Origin of the sequence: Rheinheimera pleomorphica, assembly GCF_011634895.1 — a bacterium.
GTDB classification, from domain to species: Bacteria; Pseudomonadota; Gammaproteobacteria; order Enterobacterales; family Alteromonadaceae; genus Alishewanella; species Alishewanella pleomorphica.
This window is the reverse complement of sequence record NZ_SIRR01000008.1, coordinates 799,494-817,726: the sequence shown is the minus strand read 5'-3', so window position 1 is coordinate 817,726 and position 18,233 is coordinate 799,494. Positions and strand designations below refer to the sequence as shown.

25 protein-coding genes are annotated in these 18,233 nt (G+C 50.0%); 11 read left to right on the top strand and 14 right to left on the bottom strand.

Annotated features, from left to right (window positions below; genetic code table 11):
- The first annotated feature begins 7 nt into the window (after positions 1-7).
- Positions 8-376 carry a Na+/H+ antiporter subunit G gene (locus tag EYB30_RS12925; RefSeq protein WP_166839309.1) on the top strand — a complete coding sequence of 123 codons (369 nt, stop codon included), beginning with the start codon at positions 8-10 and terminating at the stop codon, positions 374-376.
- A 2-nt stretch (positions 377-378) separates the two neighbouring features.
- Here the strand turns inward: EYB30_RS12925 and EYB30_RS12920 are convergent, their stop codons facing one another.
- Genes EYB30_RS12920 through EYB30_RS12870 form a run of 11 tightly spaced genes read right to left on the bottom strand, consistent with a single transcriptional unit; the run spans position 379 to position 8,108 of the window.
- On the bottom strand, positions 379-648 hold the full coding sequence (locus EYB30_RS12920; protein ID WP_166839308.1) for an HPr family phosphocarrier protein: 270 nt from the start codon (positions 646-648) through the stop codon (positions 379-381).
- Positions 649-653: 5 nt separating this feature from the next.
- Complete coding sequence (gene rapZ / locus EYB30_RS12915; protein WP_166839307.1) at positions 654-1,514, bottom strand: RNase adapter RapZ; 861 nt, start codon at positions 1,512-1,514, stop codon at positions 654-656.
- Complete coding sequence (gene ptsN / locus EYB30_RS12910) at positions 1,511-1,984, bottom strand: PTS IIA-like nitrogen regulatory protein PtsN (protein WP_166839306.1); 474 nt, start codon at positions 1,982-1,984, stop codon at positions 1,511-1,513. Before ptsN ends, rapZ begins: the two co-directional genes overlap by 4 nt.
- A gap of 7 nt (positions 1,985-1,991) precedes the next feature.
- On the bottom strand, positions 1,992-2,279 hold the full coding sequence (gene hpf, locus EYB30_RS12905; RefSeq protein WP_068233948.1) for a ribosome hibernation promoting factor: 288 nt from the start codon (positions 2,277-2,279) through the stop codon (positions 1,992-1,994).
- A gap of 26 nt (positions 2,280-2,305) precedes the next feature.
- On the bottom strand, positions 2,306-3,796 hold the full coding sequence (locus tag EYB30_RS12900; protein WP_166839305.1) for an RNA polymerase factor sigma-54: 1,491 nt from the start codon (positions 3,794-3,796) through the stop codon (positions 2,306-2,308).
- 48 nt (positions 3,797-3,844) lie between these two features.
- Entirely contained in the window at positions 3,845-4,567 is a 723-nt protein-coding gene (gene lptB, locus EYB30_RS12895) for an LPS export ABC transporter ATP-binding protein (RefSeq protein WP_166839304.1), read from the bottom strand.
- Positions 4,564-5,049: a lipopolysaccharide transport periplasmic protein LptA gene (gene lptA / locus EYB30_RS12890; RefSeq protein WP_166839303.1), complete on the bottom strand. Its 486-nt coding sequence runs from the start codon at positions 5,047-5,049 to the stop codon at positions 4,564-4,566. The genes lptB and lptA overlap by 4 nt, the downstream gene beginning before the upstream one ends.
- On the bottom strand, positions 5,039-5,593 hold the full coding sequence (lptC, locus tag EYB30_RS12885; protein ID WP_166839302.1) for an LPS export ABC transporter periplasmic protein LptC: 555 nt from the start codon (positions 5,591-5,593) through the stop codon (positions 5,039-5,041). Before lptC ends, lptA begins: the two co-directional genes overlap by 11 nt.
- Complete coding sequence (gene kdsC, locus EYB30_RS12880; protein WP_166839301.1) at positions 5,590-6,144, bottom strand: 3-deoxy-manno-octulosonate-8-phosphatase KdsC; 555 nt, start codon at positions 6,142-6,144, stop codon at positions 5,590-5,592. Before kdsC ends, lptC begins: the two co-directional genes overlap by 4 nt.
- On the bottom strand, positions 6,145-7,113 hold the full coding sequence (locus EYB30_RS12875) for a KpsF/GutQ family sugar-phosphate isomerase (RefSeq protein ID WP_166839300.1): 969 nt from the start codon (positions 7,111-7,113) through the stop codon (positions 6,145-6,147).
- Between the two features lie 17 nt (positions 7,114-7,130).
- Positions 7,131-8,108, bottom strand: coding sequence for a calcium/sodium antiporter (locus tag EYB30_RS12870; protein WP_206674635.1), 978 nt, complete (start codon positions 8,106-8,108; stop codon positions 7,131-7,133).
- Between the two features lie 256 nt (positions 8,109-8,364).
- Here EYB30_RS12870 and mlaF point away from each other — a divergent pair, with 256 nt between their 5' ends.
- Genes mlaF through murA form a run of 7 tightly spaced genes read left to right on the top strand, consistent with a single transcriptional unit; the run spans position 8,365 to position 12,883 of the window.
- The gene (gene mlaF, locus EYB30_RS12865) at positions 8,365-9,168 is read left to right on the top strand and encodes a phospholipid ABC transporter ATP-binding protein MlaF (protein WP_166839299.1); all 804 of its coding nucleotides are present in this window, start codon (positions 8,365-8,367) and stop codon (positions 9,166-9,168) included.
- Complete coding sequence (gene mlaE / locus EYB30_RS12860; RefSeq protein ID WP_166839298.1) at positions 9,165-9,947, top strand: lipid asymmetry maintenance ABC transporter permease subunit MlaE; 783 nt, start codon at positions 9,165-9,167, stop codon at positions 9,945-9,947. Before mlaF ends, mlaE begins: the two co-directional genes overlap by 4 nt.
- 1 nt (position 9,948) lies before the next feature.
- The gene (mlaD, locus tag EYB30_RS12855) at positions 9,949-10,413 is read left to right on the top strand and encodes an outer membrane lipid asymmetry maintenance protein MlaD (protein WP_166839297.1); all 465 of its coding nucleotides are present in this window, start codon (positions 9,949-9,951) and stop codon (positions 10,411-10,413) included.
- 2 nt (positions 10,414-10,415) lie between these two features.
- Entirely contained in the window at positions 10,416-11,060 is a 645-nt protein-coding gene (locus EYB30_RS12850; protein WP_166839296.1) for an MlaC/ttg2D family ABC transporter substrate-binding protein, read from the top strand.
- Positions 11,057-11,350, top strand: coding sequence for an STAS domain-containing protein (locus EYB30_RS12845; RefSeq protein WP_166839295.1), 294 nt, complete (start codon positions 11,057-11,059; stop codon positions 11,348-11,350). The genes EYB30_RS12850 and EYB30_RS12845 overlap by 4 nt, the downstream gene beginning before the upstream one ends.
- Before the next feature lie 9 nt (positions 11,351-11,359).
- A complete protein-coding gene (locus tag EYB30_RS12840) occupies positions 11,360-11,617 on the top strand; it encodes a BolA family protein (RefSeq protein ID WP_166839294.1) in 258 nt (85 codons plus the stop codon).
- 6 nt (positions 11,618-11,623) lie between these two features.
- Positions 11,624-12,883 (top strand): UDP-N-acetylglucosamine 1-carboxyvinyltransferase, encoded by a 1,260-nt coding sequence (murA, locus tag EYB30_RS12835; RefSeq protein WP_166839293.1) that lies wholly within the window; start codon positions 11,624-11,626, stop codon positions 12,881-12,883.
- Between the two features lie 10 nt (positions 12,884-12,893).
- On the opposite strand, the gene EYB30_RS12830 is transcribed toward murA, so the two are convergent.
- The 3 genes from EYB30_RS12830 to EYB30_RS12820 form a co-directional block, all read right to left on the bottom strand.
- Positions 12,894-13,976: a trypsin-like peptidase domain-containing protein gene (locus EYB30_RS12830; RefSeq protein ID WP_241698025.1), complete on the bottom strand. Its 1,083-nt coding sequence runs from the start codon at positions 13,974-13,976 to the stop codon at positions 12,894-12,896.
- Between the two features lie 93 nt (positions 13,977-14,069).
- Complete coding sequence (locus tag EYB30_RS12825; protein WP_206674644.1) at positions 14,070-15,374, bottom strand: DegQ family serine endoprotease; 1,305 nt, start codon at positions 15,372-15,374, stop codon at positions 14,070-14,072.
- Between the two features lie 135 nt (positions 15,375-15,509).
- On the bottom strand, positions 15,510-15,950 hold the full coding sequence (locus EYB30_RS12820) for a Z-ring associated ZapG family protein (protein WP_166839290.1): 441 nt from the start codon (positions 15,948-15,950) through the stop codon (positions 15,510-15,512).
- A gap of 138 nt (positions 15,951-16,088) precedes the next feature.
- Between EYB30_RS12820 and zapE the strand changes: the two genes are divergently transcribed.
- The 3 genes from zapE (at position 16,089) to rpsI (ending at position 18,218) form a co-directional block, all read left to right on the top strand.
- A complete protein-coding gene (gene zapE, locus EYB30_RS12815) occupies positions 16,089-17,180 on the top strand; it encodes a cell division protein ZapE (protein ID WP_166839289.1) in 1,092 nt (363 codons plus the stop codon).
- 204 nt (positions 17,181-17,384) lie between these two features.
- Complete coding sequence (rplM, locus tag EYB30_RS12810; RefSeq protein ID WP_166839288.1) at positions 17,385-17,813, top strand: 50S ribosomal protein L13; 429 nt, start codon at positions 17,385-17,387, stop codon at positions 17,811-17,813.
- A 12-nt stretch (positions 17,814-17,825) separates the two neighbouring features.
- Positions 17,826-18,218, top strand: a complete 393-nt coding sequence (gene rpsI, locus EYB30_RS12805; RefSeq protein ID WP_134052688.1) for a 30S ribosomal protein S9 — start codon at positions 17,826-17,828, stop codon at positions 18,216-18,218.
- Positions 18,219-18,233 lie beyond the last annotated feature (15 nt).

Genomic DNA, 18,233 nt, shown 5'->3' with positions numbered 1-18,233 from the left:
GAGACAGATGCAGAATTGGATAGAATGGGCTGTGGCCTTCTTCTTGTTGCTCGGTGGCAGCTTTGTGCTGATAGGCTCTATTGGTTTAACGCGGATGCCGGATTTTTTTATGCGCCTGCATGGCCCGACTAAAGCCACCACGTTGGGTATGGGCGGCATTCTGCTTGGCTCAATGTTCTTTTTTAGTTTGTCAGGCGGCGTCAGCGTGCATGAATTGCTGATCACGATCTTTTTGTTGATCACCGCGCCTATCAGCGCTCATATGCTGATTAAAACGGCGTTACACCATAAACTAAAGGCGATCAGTAAAACGCGGGGGCTGGATAATATTGAGCCGGCGCAAAGCAAGCAACATGACAGAAAGCCTTTGCCGTAGCGTTATTGCTCGTCAAAACCGTTGTTAATAAGCTCTACCACAGCGCTGAGTGCCTGCTCAGCGTCAACGCCCTCTGTACACACCTGCACAGTTTTACCTTTACTGCTGGCCAACATTAACAGCGCCAGTACGCTGCTGGCATCAGCGCTTTTATCATCCTGCACCAGCACAATGCTGGCCTGAAACTGCTGACACAGCTGCGCCAGCTTAGTGGCCGCGCGGGCGTGTAACCCCAGTTGATTGATAATAGTAACCGTTTGGCGGCATTGCATAGCGGTCAGGCCTTAGCGTGGTGGCGTGCCAGCTCGCGGTGACGGAGTTGCACATCATCACGGGAGCTGCGATAGCTTTCAACCAGGCTTTCAACAATATACACCGAGCGGTGCTGGCCGCCGGTGCAGCCAATGGCGATGGTCAGATAGCTGCGGTTATTGCGTTCCAGATGGGGCAGCCAGGTGCTGATAAAGCTGTTGATCTGCCAGATATATTTGGCGACAACCGGCTGCGATGCTAAATAATCTTTCACCGGTTGATCCAGGCCGGTTAGCGGTTTGAGATCCGGCTCCCAATGCGGATTGGGTAAAAAGCGGGCATCAAATACAAAGTCGGCATCTTTGGGAATGCCATATTTAAAGCCGAATGATTCAAACAGGATCACCAGGCGGCCGGTCTTCTGCCCCAGAATGCGTTCACGCAGCTGCTCTGCCAGCTGATGTACATTTAACTCTGTGGTGTCGATATACAGATCGGCGCGGCTGGATATCGGGTCCAGCAGTTGTTGTTCGCGCAGTATGGCTTCATCCAGTGACATGGCCTGATGTGACAGCGGGTGCAAACGCCGGGTTTCGCTAAAGCGTTTGATCAGGCTGGCATGGTCAGCATCCAGGTACAGGATGGTTAAATCCAGCTTGCGCGGCAGGTAAGATAAAATTTCGGCCAGCTCGTCCGGGTCTTGTGGCAGGTTGCGTACGTCAATACTGACAGCAACGCGCTCATATTGCCCCATTACGGTTGTGGCCAGCGTTGGCAGCAGGTTAACCGGAATATTATCAACACAGTAGTAACCCAGGTCTTCCATCACCCGCAGGGCAACAGATTTACCGGAACCGGAACGACCGCTGACAACCAGAAGTTTCATTTTGCACTGTCCGCCGTGCTGTATTCTACCAGCAATTGGTACAATTGCTGGTTGGTCTGGGCGTGGCGGATTTTCTTTGTCAATTCTTTCTGGCTAAGTAACTTGGCAATACCGGCCAAAGTGCTCAGATGCGCCTGACATTGGTCTTCGGGGATCAGAATGGCGCAGAAAATGTCGACCGGTTGATTGTCGATGGCATCAAACGGGATGGCCTCTTTACTAACCACAAAAATCAGGATCGGCTGGGTTACCGCTTTTAGCTTACCGTGCGGTATGGCAATACCACCGCCGATACCGGTAGAACCCAGTTTTTCCCGCGTCATCAGCGCTTCAAGAATATTGTATTCAGGCATGTCTGGTAACTGTTGGTGTGCCAGTTCAGCGATATATTCCAGAATACGTTTTTTGCTGTTAAAAAGAACTGCACTTTTAGTGCAGTTCTCGGCAAGCATGGCGGTTAAGTTCATCATTTTGTAATCAGTGTCGGGCTATTTTCTCTTTATGCTTGATAACCTGGCGATCTAACTTGTCTATCAGCTGGTCTATCGCGGCATACATATTTTCATCTTCTGATACAGCAAATACTTCTCCGCCGTTCAGATGTAGCTTGGCTTCGGCGATCTGTTTCAATTTTTCCACGTTTAGGATCACATGTACATTGTTTATATGATCAAAATGCCGCTCCAGTTTAGCAAATTTGCTGTCTACGTACTCTTTTAAGGCAGTGGTGATTTCAACATGGCGACCAGTTAGATTGATTTGCATAGACATATTCCTTCTTTTAGGCTTATTTACAGCAAGGTCTTGCGTTGATTTGACGGCGGAATAAACAGCGACTCGCGGTACTTGGCGATAGTGCGTCGTGCTACGTTAATTCCCTGTTCCAGCAAAATTTCAGCCATCTTACTGTCGCTGAGTGGTTTGGCCGGGTTTTCTGCCGCCACTAATTTTTTAATAAAGGCCCTGATTGCAGTGGATGAGCATTCGCCACCACTCTCGGTACTAACATGACTGGAAAAAAAGAATTTAAGTTCAAAAATACCTCGCGGCGTGTGCATGTACTTTTGGGTGGTGACACGGGAAATAGTCGATTCATGCATACCTACCATCTCGGCGACGTCATTTAACACCATAGGTTTCATCGCTTCCTCGCCGTGTTCAAAAAAGGCCTGCTGCTGCTGTACTATGCAGTTTGCCACCTTTAATAAGGTTTCATTGCGGCTTTCCAGGCTTTTTAAAAACCACTTGGCTTCCTGCAAATGCGAGCGGATAAACTGGGTGTCGGCACTGCTTTTCGCTGTTCTGGACATGGCCGCGTACTGCTGGTTAATCCTGACTTTGGGCATTGCATCCGGGTTTAGTTCTACCTGCCAGCGGCCTTTAACTTTCATCACGCTGACGTCGGGGATCACGTATTGTTGCTCTTCGCGGATCACGTCGGCACCAGGGCGCGGGTTCAGGCTATGGATCAGCCGCATCACTTCTTTTAATTCATCTTCTTTGAGTTTAGTCACGCGCATCAAAGAACGAAAGTCGCGATTAGCTAAAAATTCAGTATGATCGCGGATTAAGCTCTGGGCTTCAGCCAGGTAGGGAGTGTCAGGGTCAAATTGGCGTAATTGCACCAACAGACATTCCTGCACTGAGCGTGCGCCCACGCCGACGGGATCAAACAGTTGAATGCGTTTAATAACGGCTTCTACTTCATCGGCTTCAACATCGTCCTGGCCCAGAGAATCGAGAATATCGTCACAGCTGATGGTCAACAAACCATTGTCGTCAATGGCTTCGATAATGATTTCGGCGATGGCGCGGTCGGTATCAGAAAAAGGCGTTAGTTCCATTTGCCAGCGCAGATAGTCTTGTAAAGACTGGCTGGTTTCACCCTGATACACCATGTCTTCGTCGCTGCTGGCGCTGCTACCGGCACTGACTGGTTCGGCACTGACTAAATCGTCCCAGTTGTTGTCCAGCGGCAGGTCTTCCTGAATGTTTTGCTCTGTCATGGCTTCGCTGCTGTCGGGTTCGGCAGGTTCAAAGCTATCATCGGCATTATGATCGACATCGGTCGCTTTGTTATCAGCGGGCTCGGCGGGTTCTTTCGGTTCAGGATTAAAGCTGTCGTACTCGTCTTCGGCCTCCAGCAATGGGTTGGCATCAAGAGCTTCCTGAATTTCCTGCTGCAACTCAATGGTCGACAGTTGTAACAGGCGAATGGCCTGTTGTAACTGCGGCGTCATGGTTAGCTGCTGTCCAAAGCGAAGTTGCAAAGAGGGCTTCATCTACTTCTACCGTTCTCCTGAATGACATGCTGTAAGTGTTTTTGCTAACTATAGCCTGAATTGCTCACCCAGGTATACATCACGCACTTTCTGATTTGCCAATACCTCTTGCGGTGCGCCAGAGGCGATAAGCTCACCATGACTGACAATATAGGCAATCTCACAGACATCAAGGGTTTCACGCACATTGTGATCGGTAATTAACACGCCAATGCCACGTTGTGCCAGATGCTGAATAATCTTTTTAATATCCAGTACCGAAATAGGGTCAACACCCGCGAACGGCTCATCCAGTAGGATAAAAGCCGGATTCGCAGCCAGCGCGCGGGCAATTTCAACCCGGCGTCGCTCACCGCCTGACAGGCTCATGCCCAGGCTGTGCTTGATATGGCCAATATGAAATTCTTCCAGCAGATCGTCTGCGACTTCCTCGCGTTGTGCCCGGCTTAGATCTTTGCGGGTTTGCAAAATGGCCAGCAGATTCTCGTAGACACTCAGCTTGCGAAAAATAGAGCTCTCCTGTGGCAGATAGCCGATACCCTGACGCGCGCGCGCGTGTATCGGGTCAAAGGTGATGTCTTTTTCGTTCAGGCTGATATGGCCTTTATCTGAAGGCACCAGGCCGACAATCATATAAAAAGTGGTGGTTTTACCAGCGCCATTAGGCCCCAGTAAGCCAACAATCTGACCGGCATTAACCGACAGACTGACATCTTTAACCACTTGCCGGCCCTTATAACTTTTTGCCAGATGCGAGGCGACTAACTTCATGGGTTGTTTTTTTCCTCTGGCGTAAAAATCGTGGTAACGCGTTTTGAATCGTTACTTTCCGCGCTCAGCTGCTGCTTTTCAACGTTATATCTGATCACTGACGCTTTTACTATGCTACCGCTTTGTGCCAGCTCAGCATCGCCGCTAAGGGTCAGGGTGCGGGTTGAGGGTTCATAACGCATTTCACTGGCTTGGGCCGTTACCGGCTGGCCATTTTCCAGCAACTGGGAATAACTGACCGGGTTGCCGGTGGCGGTGTAGACCTCTTTACCTTTGCCGGCACTGGCATTGATCTCCAGCTGATCGGCTTTCATTTGCAATGAACCCTGCGTAATCACCACATTGCTGCGATACGTCAGGACGTTTTCCTGCACTGATACCAGTTTGTCGGCGTCGATTTGTATTTGCTGGGTGTAGTCAGGTTGCGCTGCTGTTACGTTGGCGCTGCCAAGCAGCAAGGCAAAAACAAGCTTAATCTTCATTACTATATACCGTTTGCTGGTGTTGCCGCAGTTGAAAGGTTTTGCTGGTTAAGTCGGCCTGAATGCCGCTGCCAAGAATATAAAAACCTTTGCCCTGAATGCGCACCGGGTGGTTGTTCTGCAGTGTGTTGTCCGGAAACAGCATTTCCAGATGTTCTGTTTCTATGCGTTCTATCATCTCAGTCTGTAACTGACTTTGGATGCTGACCTGGCGCTCAAGAATAATTTTATCCTGCGGAAACCAGATGGCATACTCGCTGCTGGCTTGCCAGCTTGGCTGATGCTCAGTGTTATACAGGGTATACACCGGCTTTTCAAACTGGGTAAAGCCGAGTCGTTCAAAATGTTCCAGGCGGTTGGCACTGACAGTGTCGGCTAAATGCCCGTCTGCATTGTATAGGCGTCGGGTGACATTTTGTGCAATGTAGTCAGGCAGTAACTCCTGATCGGTTTGCAGTGGGTCGATACTGTCGGCGGGTTCAAACCACAGATATAACGCTGTGCCGGTTAACACCACGACCAGTAGCGTCAGCAGTTTTCTCATGTGCTGCTTCCGTCAAAATGACCAAACTGATGCTGGCTGATCAGTAACAGGTCGCATAGTTCACGCACGGCACCATAACCACCGGCCAGACGGGTAACATAGTCTGCGCGTTGTGCCAGATAAGGATGCGCGTCTTTTACGGCGACCGACAGGCCGCAGTGCTGCATGACCTGCCAGTCGGCTAAGTCATCTCCGATATAGGCAATCTGCGTTGGCTTTAGTTGCAATGTTTGCTGCAACTGGGCAAAAGCGGCCAATTTATTTTCCTGCCCCTGATAGATATAAGGTACCGTCAGCACTGTCATACGTTGCTGTACTATAGCAGAGTTGCGGCCGGTAATGACGGCGACCTCAATGCCGGCCTGGCGCAACGCCTTGATGCCATAACCGTCACGGGTATGAAAGGCTTTGAGTTCCTCGCCGTTATTGCCAAGATAGATACGGCCATCGGAGAATACACCATCAACATCACAAATCAGCAGTTTAATCTGGCTGGCGCTATGTAGCAGGTCAGCACTAACTTGCTGATACAACTGAGCAAATAATGACATTTACAGTACTCCGGCACGTAATAAGTCATGCATGTTCATTGCGCCTACCGGTTTACCACTGGCATCAACAATAATCAGGCCGTTGATTTTTTTCTGCTGCATAATCTGCAACGCCTCCGCCGCCAGCATCTGGGCATCGGCGGTAACACAGTGTTTGGTCATTACGTCGGCTATCCGGTCGCTGTGAATATCGCAGCGTAAATCCAGTACCCGGCGCAGGTCACCGTCGGTAAAAATACCGGCCATTAGCCCCTGCTCGTTAACAATGGCGGTCATGCCCAGACCTTTTTTTGAGATTTCCAGCAGGGCGTCTTTAATGGTTGCCGTGGCCGGTACCACGGGCATCAGTTCGCCGCTGTGCATAATATCGTCAAGCCGCAGCAGCAATTTACGTCCCAGGCTGCCACCGGGGTGCGATAAGGCAAAGTCATCGGCAGAAAAGCCGCGGGCATCCAGTAAGGATACAGCCAGCGCATCGCCCATTGCCAGGGTAGCCGTAGTGCTGGCGGTGGGGGCTAAGCCAAGCGGGCAGGCCTCCTGCTCAACTTTGACACACAAGTGGGCATCGGCTAGCTTGGCTAAGGTAGACTGTGGATTGCCTGTCATGGCGATAAGCTTCAGCCCTAGGCGTTTTATTACTGGCACTATGGTCAGCACTTCAGCCGTTTCGCCGGAGTTAGAGATGGCAATCACCACGTCGTTGGCCGATAGCATGCCTAAGTCGCCATGACTGGCTTCGCCGGGATGAACAAAAAACGCCGGTGTGCCGGTAGAGGCCAGGGTAGCGGCAATTTTATTGCCAATATGACCAGACTTGCCCATGCCGGTAACGATGGCTTTGCCTTGGCTGGCCAGGATCAGCTGGCAAGCCTGATTAAAATTGCTATCCAGGTATTGTTGTAACTGCGTAATGGCCGCTGCTTCTATCTTCAGTACTTCCGCGGCGCGAATTCGAAAATCTGTACTCATGGTGTCGTCCTGCCGGCTTAGCGGCTTAAAGTGTGAAATAACAGGTACTGATAGCCGATAAATCCGCACAGTAACAGCAGGCCTTCAAGCCGGTTGATACGCTGAATGCGGCCAAGCCGTAATGACATTAGCAGCATAATCAATGTCGCACCTATCATCACGTAGCTGTCACGACTGCCGGCCATCGGATCCAGTGCTGCCGGGCCTATTACGGCACCCAAACCCAGCACCGCCAGAATATTAAAGATATTTGAGCCGATAATATTGCCCAGCGCTAAATCGTCTTCACCTTTAAAAATACCAATAATACTGGCTGCCAGCTCTGGCAGGCTGGTACCAATGGCAATGATGGTTAAGCCTATCACCAGATCACTTAACCCGGCGTAGCGCGCTATGGTAACGGCACCATGCACCAGCAATTGTGAGCTGGCCAGTAACAACAGCAAGCCGGCTAACAGCCACAGCATAGCCTTCAACATGGAAACCGGCTCAGGTAACTCAGCGTTAATTTCCGCAATTAACGGGTCATCAGCGCCGGCATGTTTACCCCAGTAAATCAGCAAACAGATAAAGCCGGCAAACGCCACTAATAACAGCATGCCTTCAGTGCGGGTTAAGACATCGTCTGAGATAAAGTAATAGCCAATCAGGGTGCACAGCACTAACAACGGGTATTCACGCTTTAACGTCAGCGATGATACCGCTATGGGCTTTAGCAGTGCCGCCGCACCTATGACCAGCAAAATATTGGTAATGTTGGAACCCAAAGCGTTGCCCACCGAGGTATCGAGCCGGCCTTGCCAGGCGGCGCTGGCGGAGACCAGCATCTCGGGCGCTGAAGAGCCCATGGCGACGATAGTCAGGCCGATGATCATCGGTGATATGCCGGCAGTGCGGGCAACAGAAGAGGCGCCAAACACGAAACGGTCGGCACTCCAGATTAATAATACCAGGCCAACAATGACAAAAATAATAGCTAACAATAAGGGTGACAAAATGGTTTCCCCGGAATTGAAAACGGATAGCGGCGATTATTTTCCAGTTTATTGCCGCTAAATGCAAAAAAAGCTACTGCAAGAGGCCATCATCGATTTTTCGCACAGTTTGTTACGATTTTTTGTAACGACTTTACGCGTTAAGCCGTTTACAATAATGCAGCTTAGCAACTGGTGCAATTGAAAACATACAAAGATGTATGTATATTGCACACCTTAAAAAGCCGGAGCCTGACGGCAGGCCAAGAGAGTTAATTTGTCAGACATTCTAATTGATATAAAGCAACTGACGTTCAGCCGCGGTGAGCGTGTCATCTACCGCGATTTGAACATGCAGTTTGCCCGTGGCAAGGTCACGGCAATTATGGGCCCCAGTGGTATCGGCAAGACCACGCTGTTGCGTTTGATCGGTGGCCAGCTAAAACCGGATAGTGGCGAAATTTTATTTGCCGGACAAAATATTCCAACCTTGTCGCGTAGTGCGTTATATCAGCTGCGCAAACGCATGAGTATGCTGTTTCAAAGCGGTGCTTTGTTTACTGAAATGTCAGTGTTTGACAATGTTGCCTTCCCGATACGCGAGCATACCCGGCTACCGGAATCCCTTATTCGGCTTATTGTGCTGATGAAGCTTGAGGCTGTTGGTTTGCGCGGTGCCCGTGATTTAATGCCGGCTGAACTCTCAGGCGGTATGGCCCGGCGCGCTGCCCTGGCCCGCGCCATCGCGCTGGACCCTGAGTTGATTATGTATGACGAGCCGTTCGCCGGCCAGGATCCTATTTCGATGGGCGTGATAGTACGCTTAATCCGTTCATTAAATAATGCTCTGGGGCTAACCTCTGTTGTGGTGTCACACGATGTTACCGAAGTAATGAGCATTGCTGACTACGTTTATGTTGTGGCAGAGCAAACCGTTATCGGCCATGGCACGCCGGAGCAACTGCGCGAACACTCATCACCTTTGGTGCAGCAGTTTTTGCAGGGGGAGGCCGATGGTGCAGTGCCGTTTCATTTTAAAGCCGCACCTTATGAGACAGAACTAATGGAGTCAGGCGGGTGATTGCAGATAAATTACAACAACTCGGCGCTGCTGCCATCAACAGTATTACTGGCTTTGGCCGGGCCGGCATTATGTTGTTTGGTGCTATCCTGGGGAAGCCTGATATTCGTAAAGGTTTGCCGCTACTGATTAAACAACTGTATGTGATAGGGGTGCTATCACTGCTGATTATTCTGGTGTCCGGCCTGTTTATTGGTATGGTACTGGCGTTGCAGGGCTACACCGTGTTGGTTAAATTCGGCGCTGAACAAATGCTGGGGCCTTTGGTGGCGCTGAGCTTGTTACGTGAGCTGGGCCCGGTCGTTGCGGCCCTGCTGTTTGCTGGTCGTGCCGGGAGTGCGCTGACCGCGGAAATTGGCTTGATGAAGGCTACCGAACAATTGTCCAGCATGGAGATGATGGCGGTTGACCCACTGCGCCGTATCATAGCGCCGCGGTTTTGGGCTGGCGTAATAAGCCTGCCGCTGCTGGCAATCATTTTTACGGCGGTGGGTATTTTGGGCGGTCACCTGGTCGGTGTTGATTGGCTTGGCGTTGACGGCGGCGGCTATTGGTCTGCGATGCAGGCAAATGTCGATCTTTATGAAGATGTTATTAACGGCGTGATTAAAAGTGTGGTATTTGCTTTGATCGTGATTTGGATAGCTTTACACAAAGGTTACGATGCCGTGCCAACCTCTGAAGGGATTAGCACTGCAACAACACAAACCGTTGTCACTGCCTCGCTTGCTGTGCTCGGTTTTGACTTTATTTTAACTGCATTAATGTTTGGTGGATAACATGACCACGCGGAAAATTGAAATTTTGGTTGGTGGCTTTATTGTATTGGCGTTGGCGGCATTTTTGATGCTGTCGTTAAAAGTGGCCAACAGTGGCATGGGCGGCAATGGGGAAACCTACAAATTACATGCGAAGTTCGACAATATTGGCGGTCTGAAGGTGCGCTCACCGGTGAAAGTGGGCGGTGTCGTGGTAGGACGGGTTTCTGCTATTGAACTGGACACCACCTATTACACGCCGGTGGTGACGTTACAAATTAACAGTGACTACAATAACTTTCCTGAAACCAGCACCCTGGCCATTTTAACCTCGGGCCTGCTTGGTGAGCAGTATCTTGGTTTGCAGCCAGGCTTTCTTGACGAAACCGTTGAAATACTTGGTGATGGTGACTATATCGAAGACACTAAGTCAGCCTTGGTATTGGAAGAGCTGATTGGGCAATTCTTATTTAATCGCGGGAATTAATAATGAAATTATATAGTTTATTACTGGCGGCAGCTGTGGCGCTGACAAGCTACACCAGTGGTGCAGAAACGCCTACCTACAGTGACCCATTTAAAATGATGGAAGTGCTGGCAGACAATACCTTTAGCCGGATTGCCCAAGATCAAAGCAAAATAACGGCGAACCCTGAGGTACTGCGCGATATTGTTAATGAAGAGCTGGTACCTTATATCGACAGCCGTTACGCTGCGCTGCGGGTCATTGGCAATAGTGCCGACTTACGCCAGACTCCCCGTGAAGACTTACTGGCCTTTGTTGATGCCTTTCAAAACTACATGGTGGCGACTTATGCCGGTGTGTTTACCCAGTACCGCGATCAGAAAGTAATGATTGAGCCGGGACGAATTAATGATAACCAGAAGATTATCAGTATTAAGACCCGGGTCATTGATCCCGGTAAGCCGGATATTAATATTGAGTTTAAATTGCGCCGTGGCAAAGACAGCGAAAATTGGCTGGTATTTGACATGGTAGCAGAGGGCATTTCTTTACTCGATAGTAAGCGGGCAGAGCTGGGCAACCTGATCCGTCAGCAGGGCCTGAACAGCGTTACTGCCTTATTGCTGGAAAAAGCCAAGGCACCGATCACTAAGGCGGAGGAAAAGTGACACTGCAGATCAGTAAACAAGGCCAGACGTTGCGTTTTACCGGTGTACTAAATCGTGATACGTTAATGCTGTATTCACCCTTTACGCTGTTAAATGACGCCGGTGATGCAGTAAACTTCGATTTTGCTGCTCTGGACAATATAGATACCGCAGGCCTGGCCTGGTTACTGCAGCAGCTGGCGCAGGCAAAACAGCGCGGACTGGCAATAGCATTATGTAATGTACCGAAACAGCTGTTATCATTGGCAGATGTGACGGCAGTGCGGCCGTTGTTGCCAATTAGCAATTAAGGTTTTACTTTGGATATCAAACAGATAGAGCAGTTGCTTACTGAGCAGCTGCAGTTAACTGAGGTGAGGGTCAGTGCTGAAGGCTCCCATTATGCCGTCACGGCGGTGGGAAGTTGCTTTGCTGATGTTAGCCGCGTTAAGCAACAGCAAATGGTATATGCGCCGCTAATGGCTGCCATTGCTGATGGCAGTATTCATGCTGTCAGCATTAAGACCTTTACGCCAGAGCAATGGCGTAGAGAAAAACTTCTTAACCCTCCGATGTAGTAATTTATGCAGCAATTTCTTGTTACAGGTGGTCAGGCGTTACACGGAGATGTGGTTATCTCTGGTGCAAAAAACGCGGCCTTACCAATACTTTTTGCCAGCTTGTTATCTGAAAAACCAACGACTATCAGTAATGTTCCCAGACTGAAAGATATTGAAACTACGGTAAAGTTGTTACAACTGTTCGGCGCAGAGGTCAGTTTTGCTGACAATCTGGTGCAGGTAGATGCCGGTAAAGTGCACAATCAATTTGCGCCTTATGAGCTGGTGAAAACCATGCGCGCCTCAATTCTGGCACTGGGGCCCTTATTAAGCCGTTTTGGCCAGGCTGAAGTCTCCTTGCCCGGGGGCTGTGCCATAGGCGCCAGACCGGTTAACCTGCACATTGATGGTTTGCGCAAGATGGGCGCCGATATCGTGGTGGAAAATGGCTATATCAAAGCCAGTGCCAGCCGCTTGAAAGGGGCACATATCATCATGGATATGGTCAGTGTGACCGGCACGGAAAACCTGATGATGGCCGCTGTGCTGGCGCAGGGTTGCACGACGATAGAAAATGCCGCACGCGAACCTGAAGTGGTCGATTTGGCGATTTATCTGAATACAATGGGCGCAAAAATCAGTGGTGCTGGTACCGATACGATAGTGGTCGAAGGTGTCGATGCCCTGCATGGTGGCGAGCATAAGGTATTGCCGGATCGTATAGAAACCGGCACGTTTTTGGTGGCAGCAGCGGTAAGCGGTGGTGATGTTACCTGCCGTAATACCGATCCGGCGGAACTTGAAGTGGTGCTGGAAAAACTGCGTGAGGCGGGTGTTGCCATCAGTACCGGCCCGGATTGGATCCGCGCTGATATGACCGGACGTACACTGAAAGCCGTTAATGTTAAAACCGTACCCCATCCCGGCTTTCCTACTGACATGCAGGCCCAGTTTACTGTGCTGAATGTGGTGGCAGACGGGGTAGGAATGGTAACGGAAACCATCTTTGAAAACCGTTTTATGCATGTGCCGGAACTGCAGCGCATGGGCGCCCGCATTAGCCTGGAAGGCAACACCGCTGTGTGTCAGCATACCGATAAACTCACTGCGGCTCAGGTCATGGCGACGGATTTACGTGCTTCCGCCAGTTTGGTTATTGCTGGACTGGTGGCAGAAGGTACCACTGTGGTCGACAGGATCTATCACATTGACCGTGGCTATGAACAAATAGAGCACAAGCTGAAACGCCTCGGCGCCAGCATTGAAAGAGTAAACGCGGCTTAAGCCGCGTTTTTTATCGGCGCAATTCGCGTACGGTGGCGTTCATAGTGATGATTTGACCACTGCGGTCAATGGTCAGGGCCAGCTCGCTGTTGGGCGCGGTTTCAGCAATCATATTCAGCGCTTGTTGTACGCTGCTAAATGGCTTCCCGGAGATTTTTAACAGTATATCGCCGACCTGTAAACCGGCTTCAGCAGCCGGGCCATTACTGTTAACGGCGGTAATGCTGAGGCCATATAAGCGTTGTCCGGAAGAAATCAACCGCTCACCGGCGGCGTTAACCACAGCGTCACCGGCAACGCCTAAATGGCTGCGGGTTACCCGGCCTTGTTTAATCAACTTTTGCATAATATTCAGTGCCAGCTTGTAAGGGATAGCAAAGAAAATACCTTGAATATCCTGATCCTCCAGCTGAAAAGCGGCAGCATTGATCCCCACCAGGATGCCGTTGCTGTTAACTAGGGCACCGCCTGAGTTACCGCGGTTGATGGCGGCATCCATGCGCATAAAGTCGATATAACCGCGTGAACTTAACCCGGTATTGCCATTGGCACTGATAATACCCTGCGTAATGGTTTGGCCCAGATTCAGCGGATTACCTATCGCCAGCACGACATCACCCACCTGAGATTCCAATTGTTGATCCTGCGGGATCACCGGTAAATTTTCTGCCTGAACATACAATACAGCCAGATCGGTCAGCTGATCCTGGCCAATCAGCACCGCTTCTAAGGTGCGGCCGTCTTGCAATGCCACTTCGATATAGTCAGCCCCATTAACCACATGATAATTTGTTAAAATATAACCCTGGCTACTCATAATCACGCCAGAGCCTAACTCCTGGCGCTCAATAGTACGCGGGCGCAGCGAGCGCGGGTCAACCAGGGTGCTGCGGGTATAGACATTCACTACCGCCGGCGCAGCGCGGCGCACGGCTTTGGCGTAACTTATCGCTGCCGGCTCATCGCTCTCGCTGCTGGTATTGAATAGGGTGAGGGACGAAAAATTGATCGCCGGAAAGAACCATATTAGTACAAAGGCCAGCGCTAGCCCGTAGGCGCAGCTTTTAAGCAGAAAAAACCAAAATTTTGCCACGGGATTTGCGGTTTTATTAATTAAAAGATGGCGCCAGCATAGCATTAATATTGCTTAAGCAGTAGCGTCATACTACTGCTTAAGCGTTAGCTATCAGCGAATTAACACATACAAGGTAGTGTTACCGCGCTGAATATTCAGCGCGGCTATACCATTGCGGTTTTCCAGCGCTTTACGCAGCTCGGCCAGATTAGCGACGCGCTGGCGGTTGACGCCCAGGATCACATCGTCGGTCAGTAAACCAATTTGCGCGGCTGGCGAATTATTCGCCACGCTGTCAATTTTCACGCCACCTTTATCTGCATTCGATAATTCAGCGCCTTCGAGCATCGGATGAATTTGATTGGCAGCAACCTGACCGCTGGCCAGCTCTTGCAGTTTTACTGTCACAGTACGTTCTTTACCATCGCGCAGTATACCCAGTTTAGCCTCGCGCCCGGCCCCCAGTGTCGCCACCTTAGCACGTAACTCCAGGAAGGAATTGATGCGGTTGCCATTCATACTAATAATGACATCACCAGACTTTAACCCGGCCTTATCGGCAGCACTGTCGGCCAGCACTTCGTTAATAAAGGCACCACGGCTGACACTGAGGTTCATGGCTTCGGTTAAGTCGGCGGTAACATCCTGCCCGCGAATGCCTAAGCTACCCCGGCGAATTTCACCGTGCTCAACTATCTGATCCACCAGGTTTTTCATCATATTGGACGGAATAGCAAAACCAATGCCGATATTGCCACCGTTTGGCCCCAGAATAGCGGTATTAATGCCAATAAGTTCGCCGCGCAGGTTAACCAGCGCGCCGCCGGAGTTGCCACTGTTAATGGCAGCGTCGGTTTGAATAAAGTCTTCAAAGCCTTCAATACCCAGGCCACCGCGGCCCAGGGCGCTAATAATACCTGAGGTTACCGTCTGCTCCAGGCCAAAGGGGTTACCGATGGCGATAGCGAAGTCACCAACGCGAATTTTATCGGAATCGGCCAGCGGCAGCTGTACCAGCTTTTTCGCCTCTATTTGTAGCAAGGCAATATCACTTTCCGGATCCGCCCCCAGTTTTTTGGCCGTAAAGGTACGGCCATCTTTAAGCCGTACTTCAATATCTTTAGCATCTTGAATTACATGGTTGTTGGTAACGATGTAACCTTTATCTGCATCTATTACCACGCCGGAGCCCAGGCCTTTAAAAGGGCGCTCTTCACGGTACTCGTTTGGGCCCCGTGGGCCAAAAAAGTAGCGAAAGGCCTCTGGTAAACGCTGGCGTACTTCCCGGCTGCCTTCAACAGAAATATGCACCACTGCCGGCGTGGCTTGCTCCAGCATTGGTGCCAGTGTTGGCATCTCCTGATCATTGGAGAAAAACGGTATTCTGGCCTCTGCAGGTAGCGGATTTGTCAACATCAGACTGGCGGCGACAGCAGCGCCGAGCAATGACAATTTCTTATTCATAGCGTAATAGTCTCCTTTAGCATTGTGCGACTAAGAACGTGTCGTAATAAAAAAAGTTCAGCTTAGCGTCAGGCATTCTGTAACAAATTATTGCGCAGGCTTGCGCTCTTTAATCAGGCCACTGGCCTCGCCAGAATAATCAAGCGGTTGCTGCTCAGCGCTGGAGTACACGCGGCGTTTCTCATCAATCTGATTTAACGACTGGCGAATATAGGCTGCGGTGTCGCCTGACAGATAATTAATATCCTGCTTGACAGATTCAGTGGGTCGCTCAACCAGTTGCATTTTTGAGTCGGCAATATGTCGGGCAATGCGGGCATAGTTATCTTGTAGCTGGGTCATCAGTTGGTTGGTGGTCTCCAGGTGTGCGGAAACATCCTGCCGGTACTGCTGCAGTTGCGTCTGGCTTTCTTCGAGCTCCAGTTTCAATTTATGCTGGTTTAGCTGCCGCAATGTCAGTAAACGGGCGATAACGGCCCCGACAATTAATCCGGTGCCAAGCCAGGCGACGGCGTACATATATTCCATAACAACTCCTGCGGCTAAATTCGTGCAAGTTAATATCTTGCAATAGTGTAACCTAACTTCTTATCCGTAGTGGTAAGGCATGTTACTATTATTGCTTGTATTTAGGGCTTATTCACCTAGCTTTCAAGTAAGACAGCCATGACACCATTACAAAAGTACCAGCAGGATTTAACCCGGCACGATTTTCACTATGATGCTGCGCAGGAGTTTGCCGTTGTGCAGCTGCAGCGTTTGTATGACGACTTACTCAACCATAGGGTAAAAAAAGCCTCGCTCTGGCAACGACTGAGCGGAAAAACGCCAGTATCGCAACCGCTGCAGGGGTTGTATTTTTGGGGTGGTGTCGGCCGCGGTAAAACCTATCTGGTGGATACCTTTTTTGAGTGTTTGCCAACACAGCGTAAAATGCGTATCCATTTTCACCGTTTTATGCACCGGGTGCACGAAGAGTTAAAGCTGTTAAAAGGCGTCAGTGATCCACTGCAAAAAGTGGCTGACAAGTTTAAACAGGAAACCGATATTCTGTGTTTTGATGAGTTTTTTGTCTCGGATATTACTGATGCGATGATCCTGGGCACTCTGATGCAAGCCTTGTTTGCCCGTGGTATTACGCTGGTTGCAACGTCGAATATTGAGCCGGATGGTTTATACCGCAACGGCTTGCAACGCGCCCGCTTTTTGCCGGCTATCGCCCTGATAAAGCAACATACTCAGGTGGTGAATGTCGACAGTGGTATTGATTACCGCCTGCGTACGCTGGAGAAAGCGGAGATTTATCATGCCCCGCTCGACGCACAGGCCGAAACCAATTTACATCAGTACTTTATTGCGCTGTCGAGCGAGCCAAGGCAGCAGGATGTGCAAATTGAAGTGGCCAATCGTACCTTGCAAACCCGGTTTGAGGCCGATGGCGTGGTTTGGTTTGCCTTTAAAGAATTGTGCGAGACAGCGCGCAGCCAGTATGACTATATGGAGCTGAGCCGCTGTTATCACACCGTATTATTATCCGGCGTAAAGAGTATGGGACGGCAGAATGATGATGTCGCACGCCGTTTTATTGCCTTAGTGGATGAGTTCTATGAACGTAGCGTCAAACTGATTATCTCGGCAGAAACAGAGCTAGAACACTTGTATAGCGATGGTATTCTGAACTTTGAATTTAAGCGCTGTATCAGCCGGTTACAGGAAATGCAGTCACACGATTATCTGGCTAAAGCGCATTTGCCCTAACCCTTTAACGCCAGAGTAAGAAAATTTGCATTAGAATGCTGATTTTTCAAATTGGTTAATATATAATCCGCGCCCGGCCTACGTTACAGCCTAATACTGCCGTTAGCCCGGTAGTTTTTGTACTCGAAGGGGTACGCTAACGACATCCGCTGCATCAGCCCTGCACGGTGTCAGGTGTAACTAAGTTATTTTTGGATAGAAACAATGAAAACTTTTACTGCAAAGCCAGAAAGCGTAACCCGCGACTGGTACGTTGTTGATGCGACAGGTAAAACGCTGGGCCGTATCGCAACAGAAATCGCTGCCCGTTTACGTGGCAAGCACAAGCCAGAATACACTCCGCATGTTGACACCGGTGATTACATCATCGTGGTAAATGCAGAGAAAGTAGCGGTTACCGGTGCTAAAGCGCAGAACAAAATGTATTACTCTCACACTGGCTTCCCAGGCGGTATCAAGGAAATCAGCTTCGAGAAATTAATTGCGAAAAAGCCAGAGATGGTGCTGGAACTTGCTGTTAAAGGCATGTTACCTAAAGGTCCACTGGGCCGCGCTATGTTCCGTAAGTTGAAAGTTTACGCCGGCGCCGAGCATCAGCATGCTGCTCAGCAACCGCAAGTATTAGATATTTAATCGGAGCATAACATGGCACAGAATCAATATTACGGAACTGGTCGTCGTAAAAGCTCAACGGCCCGCGTTTTCTTAAAAGCCGGTTCAGGTAACATCGTTATCAACCAGCGCGCGTTAACTGACTATTTCGGTCGTGAAACCGCTTGTATGGTTGTTAAGCAACCATTAGAGCTGGTTGATATGGTTGAGAAATTCGACCTGTACATCACTGTTAAAGGTGGTGGTATCAGCGGTCAGGCCGGTGCTATCCGTCACGGTATTACCCGTGCACTGATGGAGTTCGACGAGTCACTGCGTCCAGCACTGCGTAAAGCAGGCTTCGTTACCCGTGACGCCCGTCAGGTTGAACGTAAGAAAGTGGGTCTGCGTAAAGCACGTAAACGTCCACAGTACTCAAAACGTTAAGCGTTTTATCAAGTA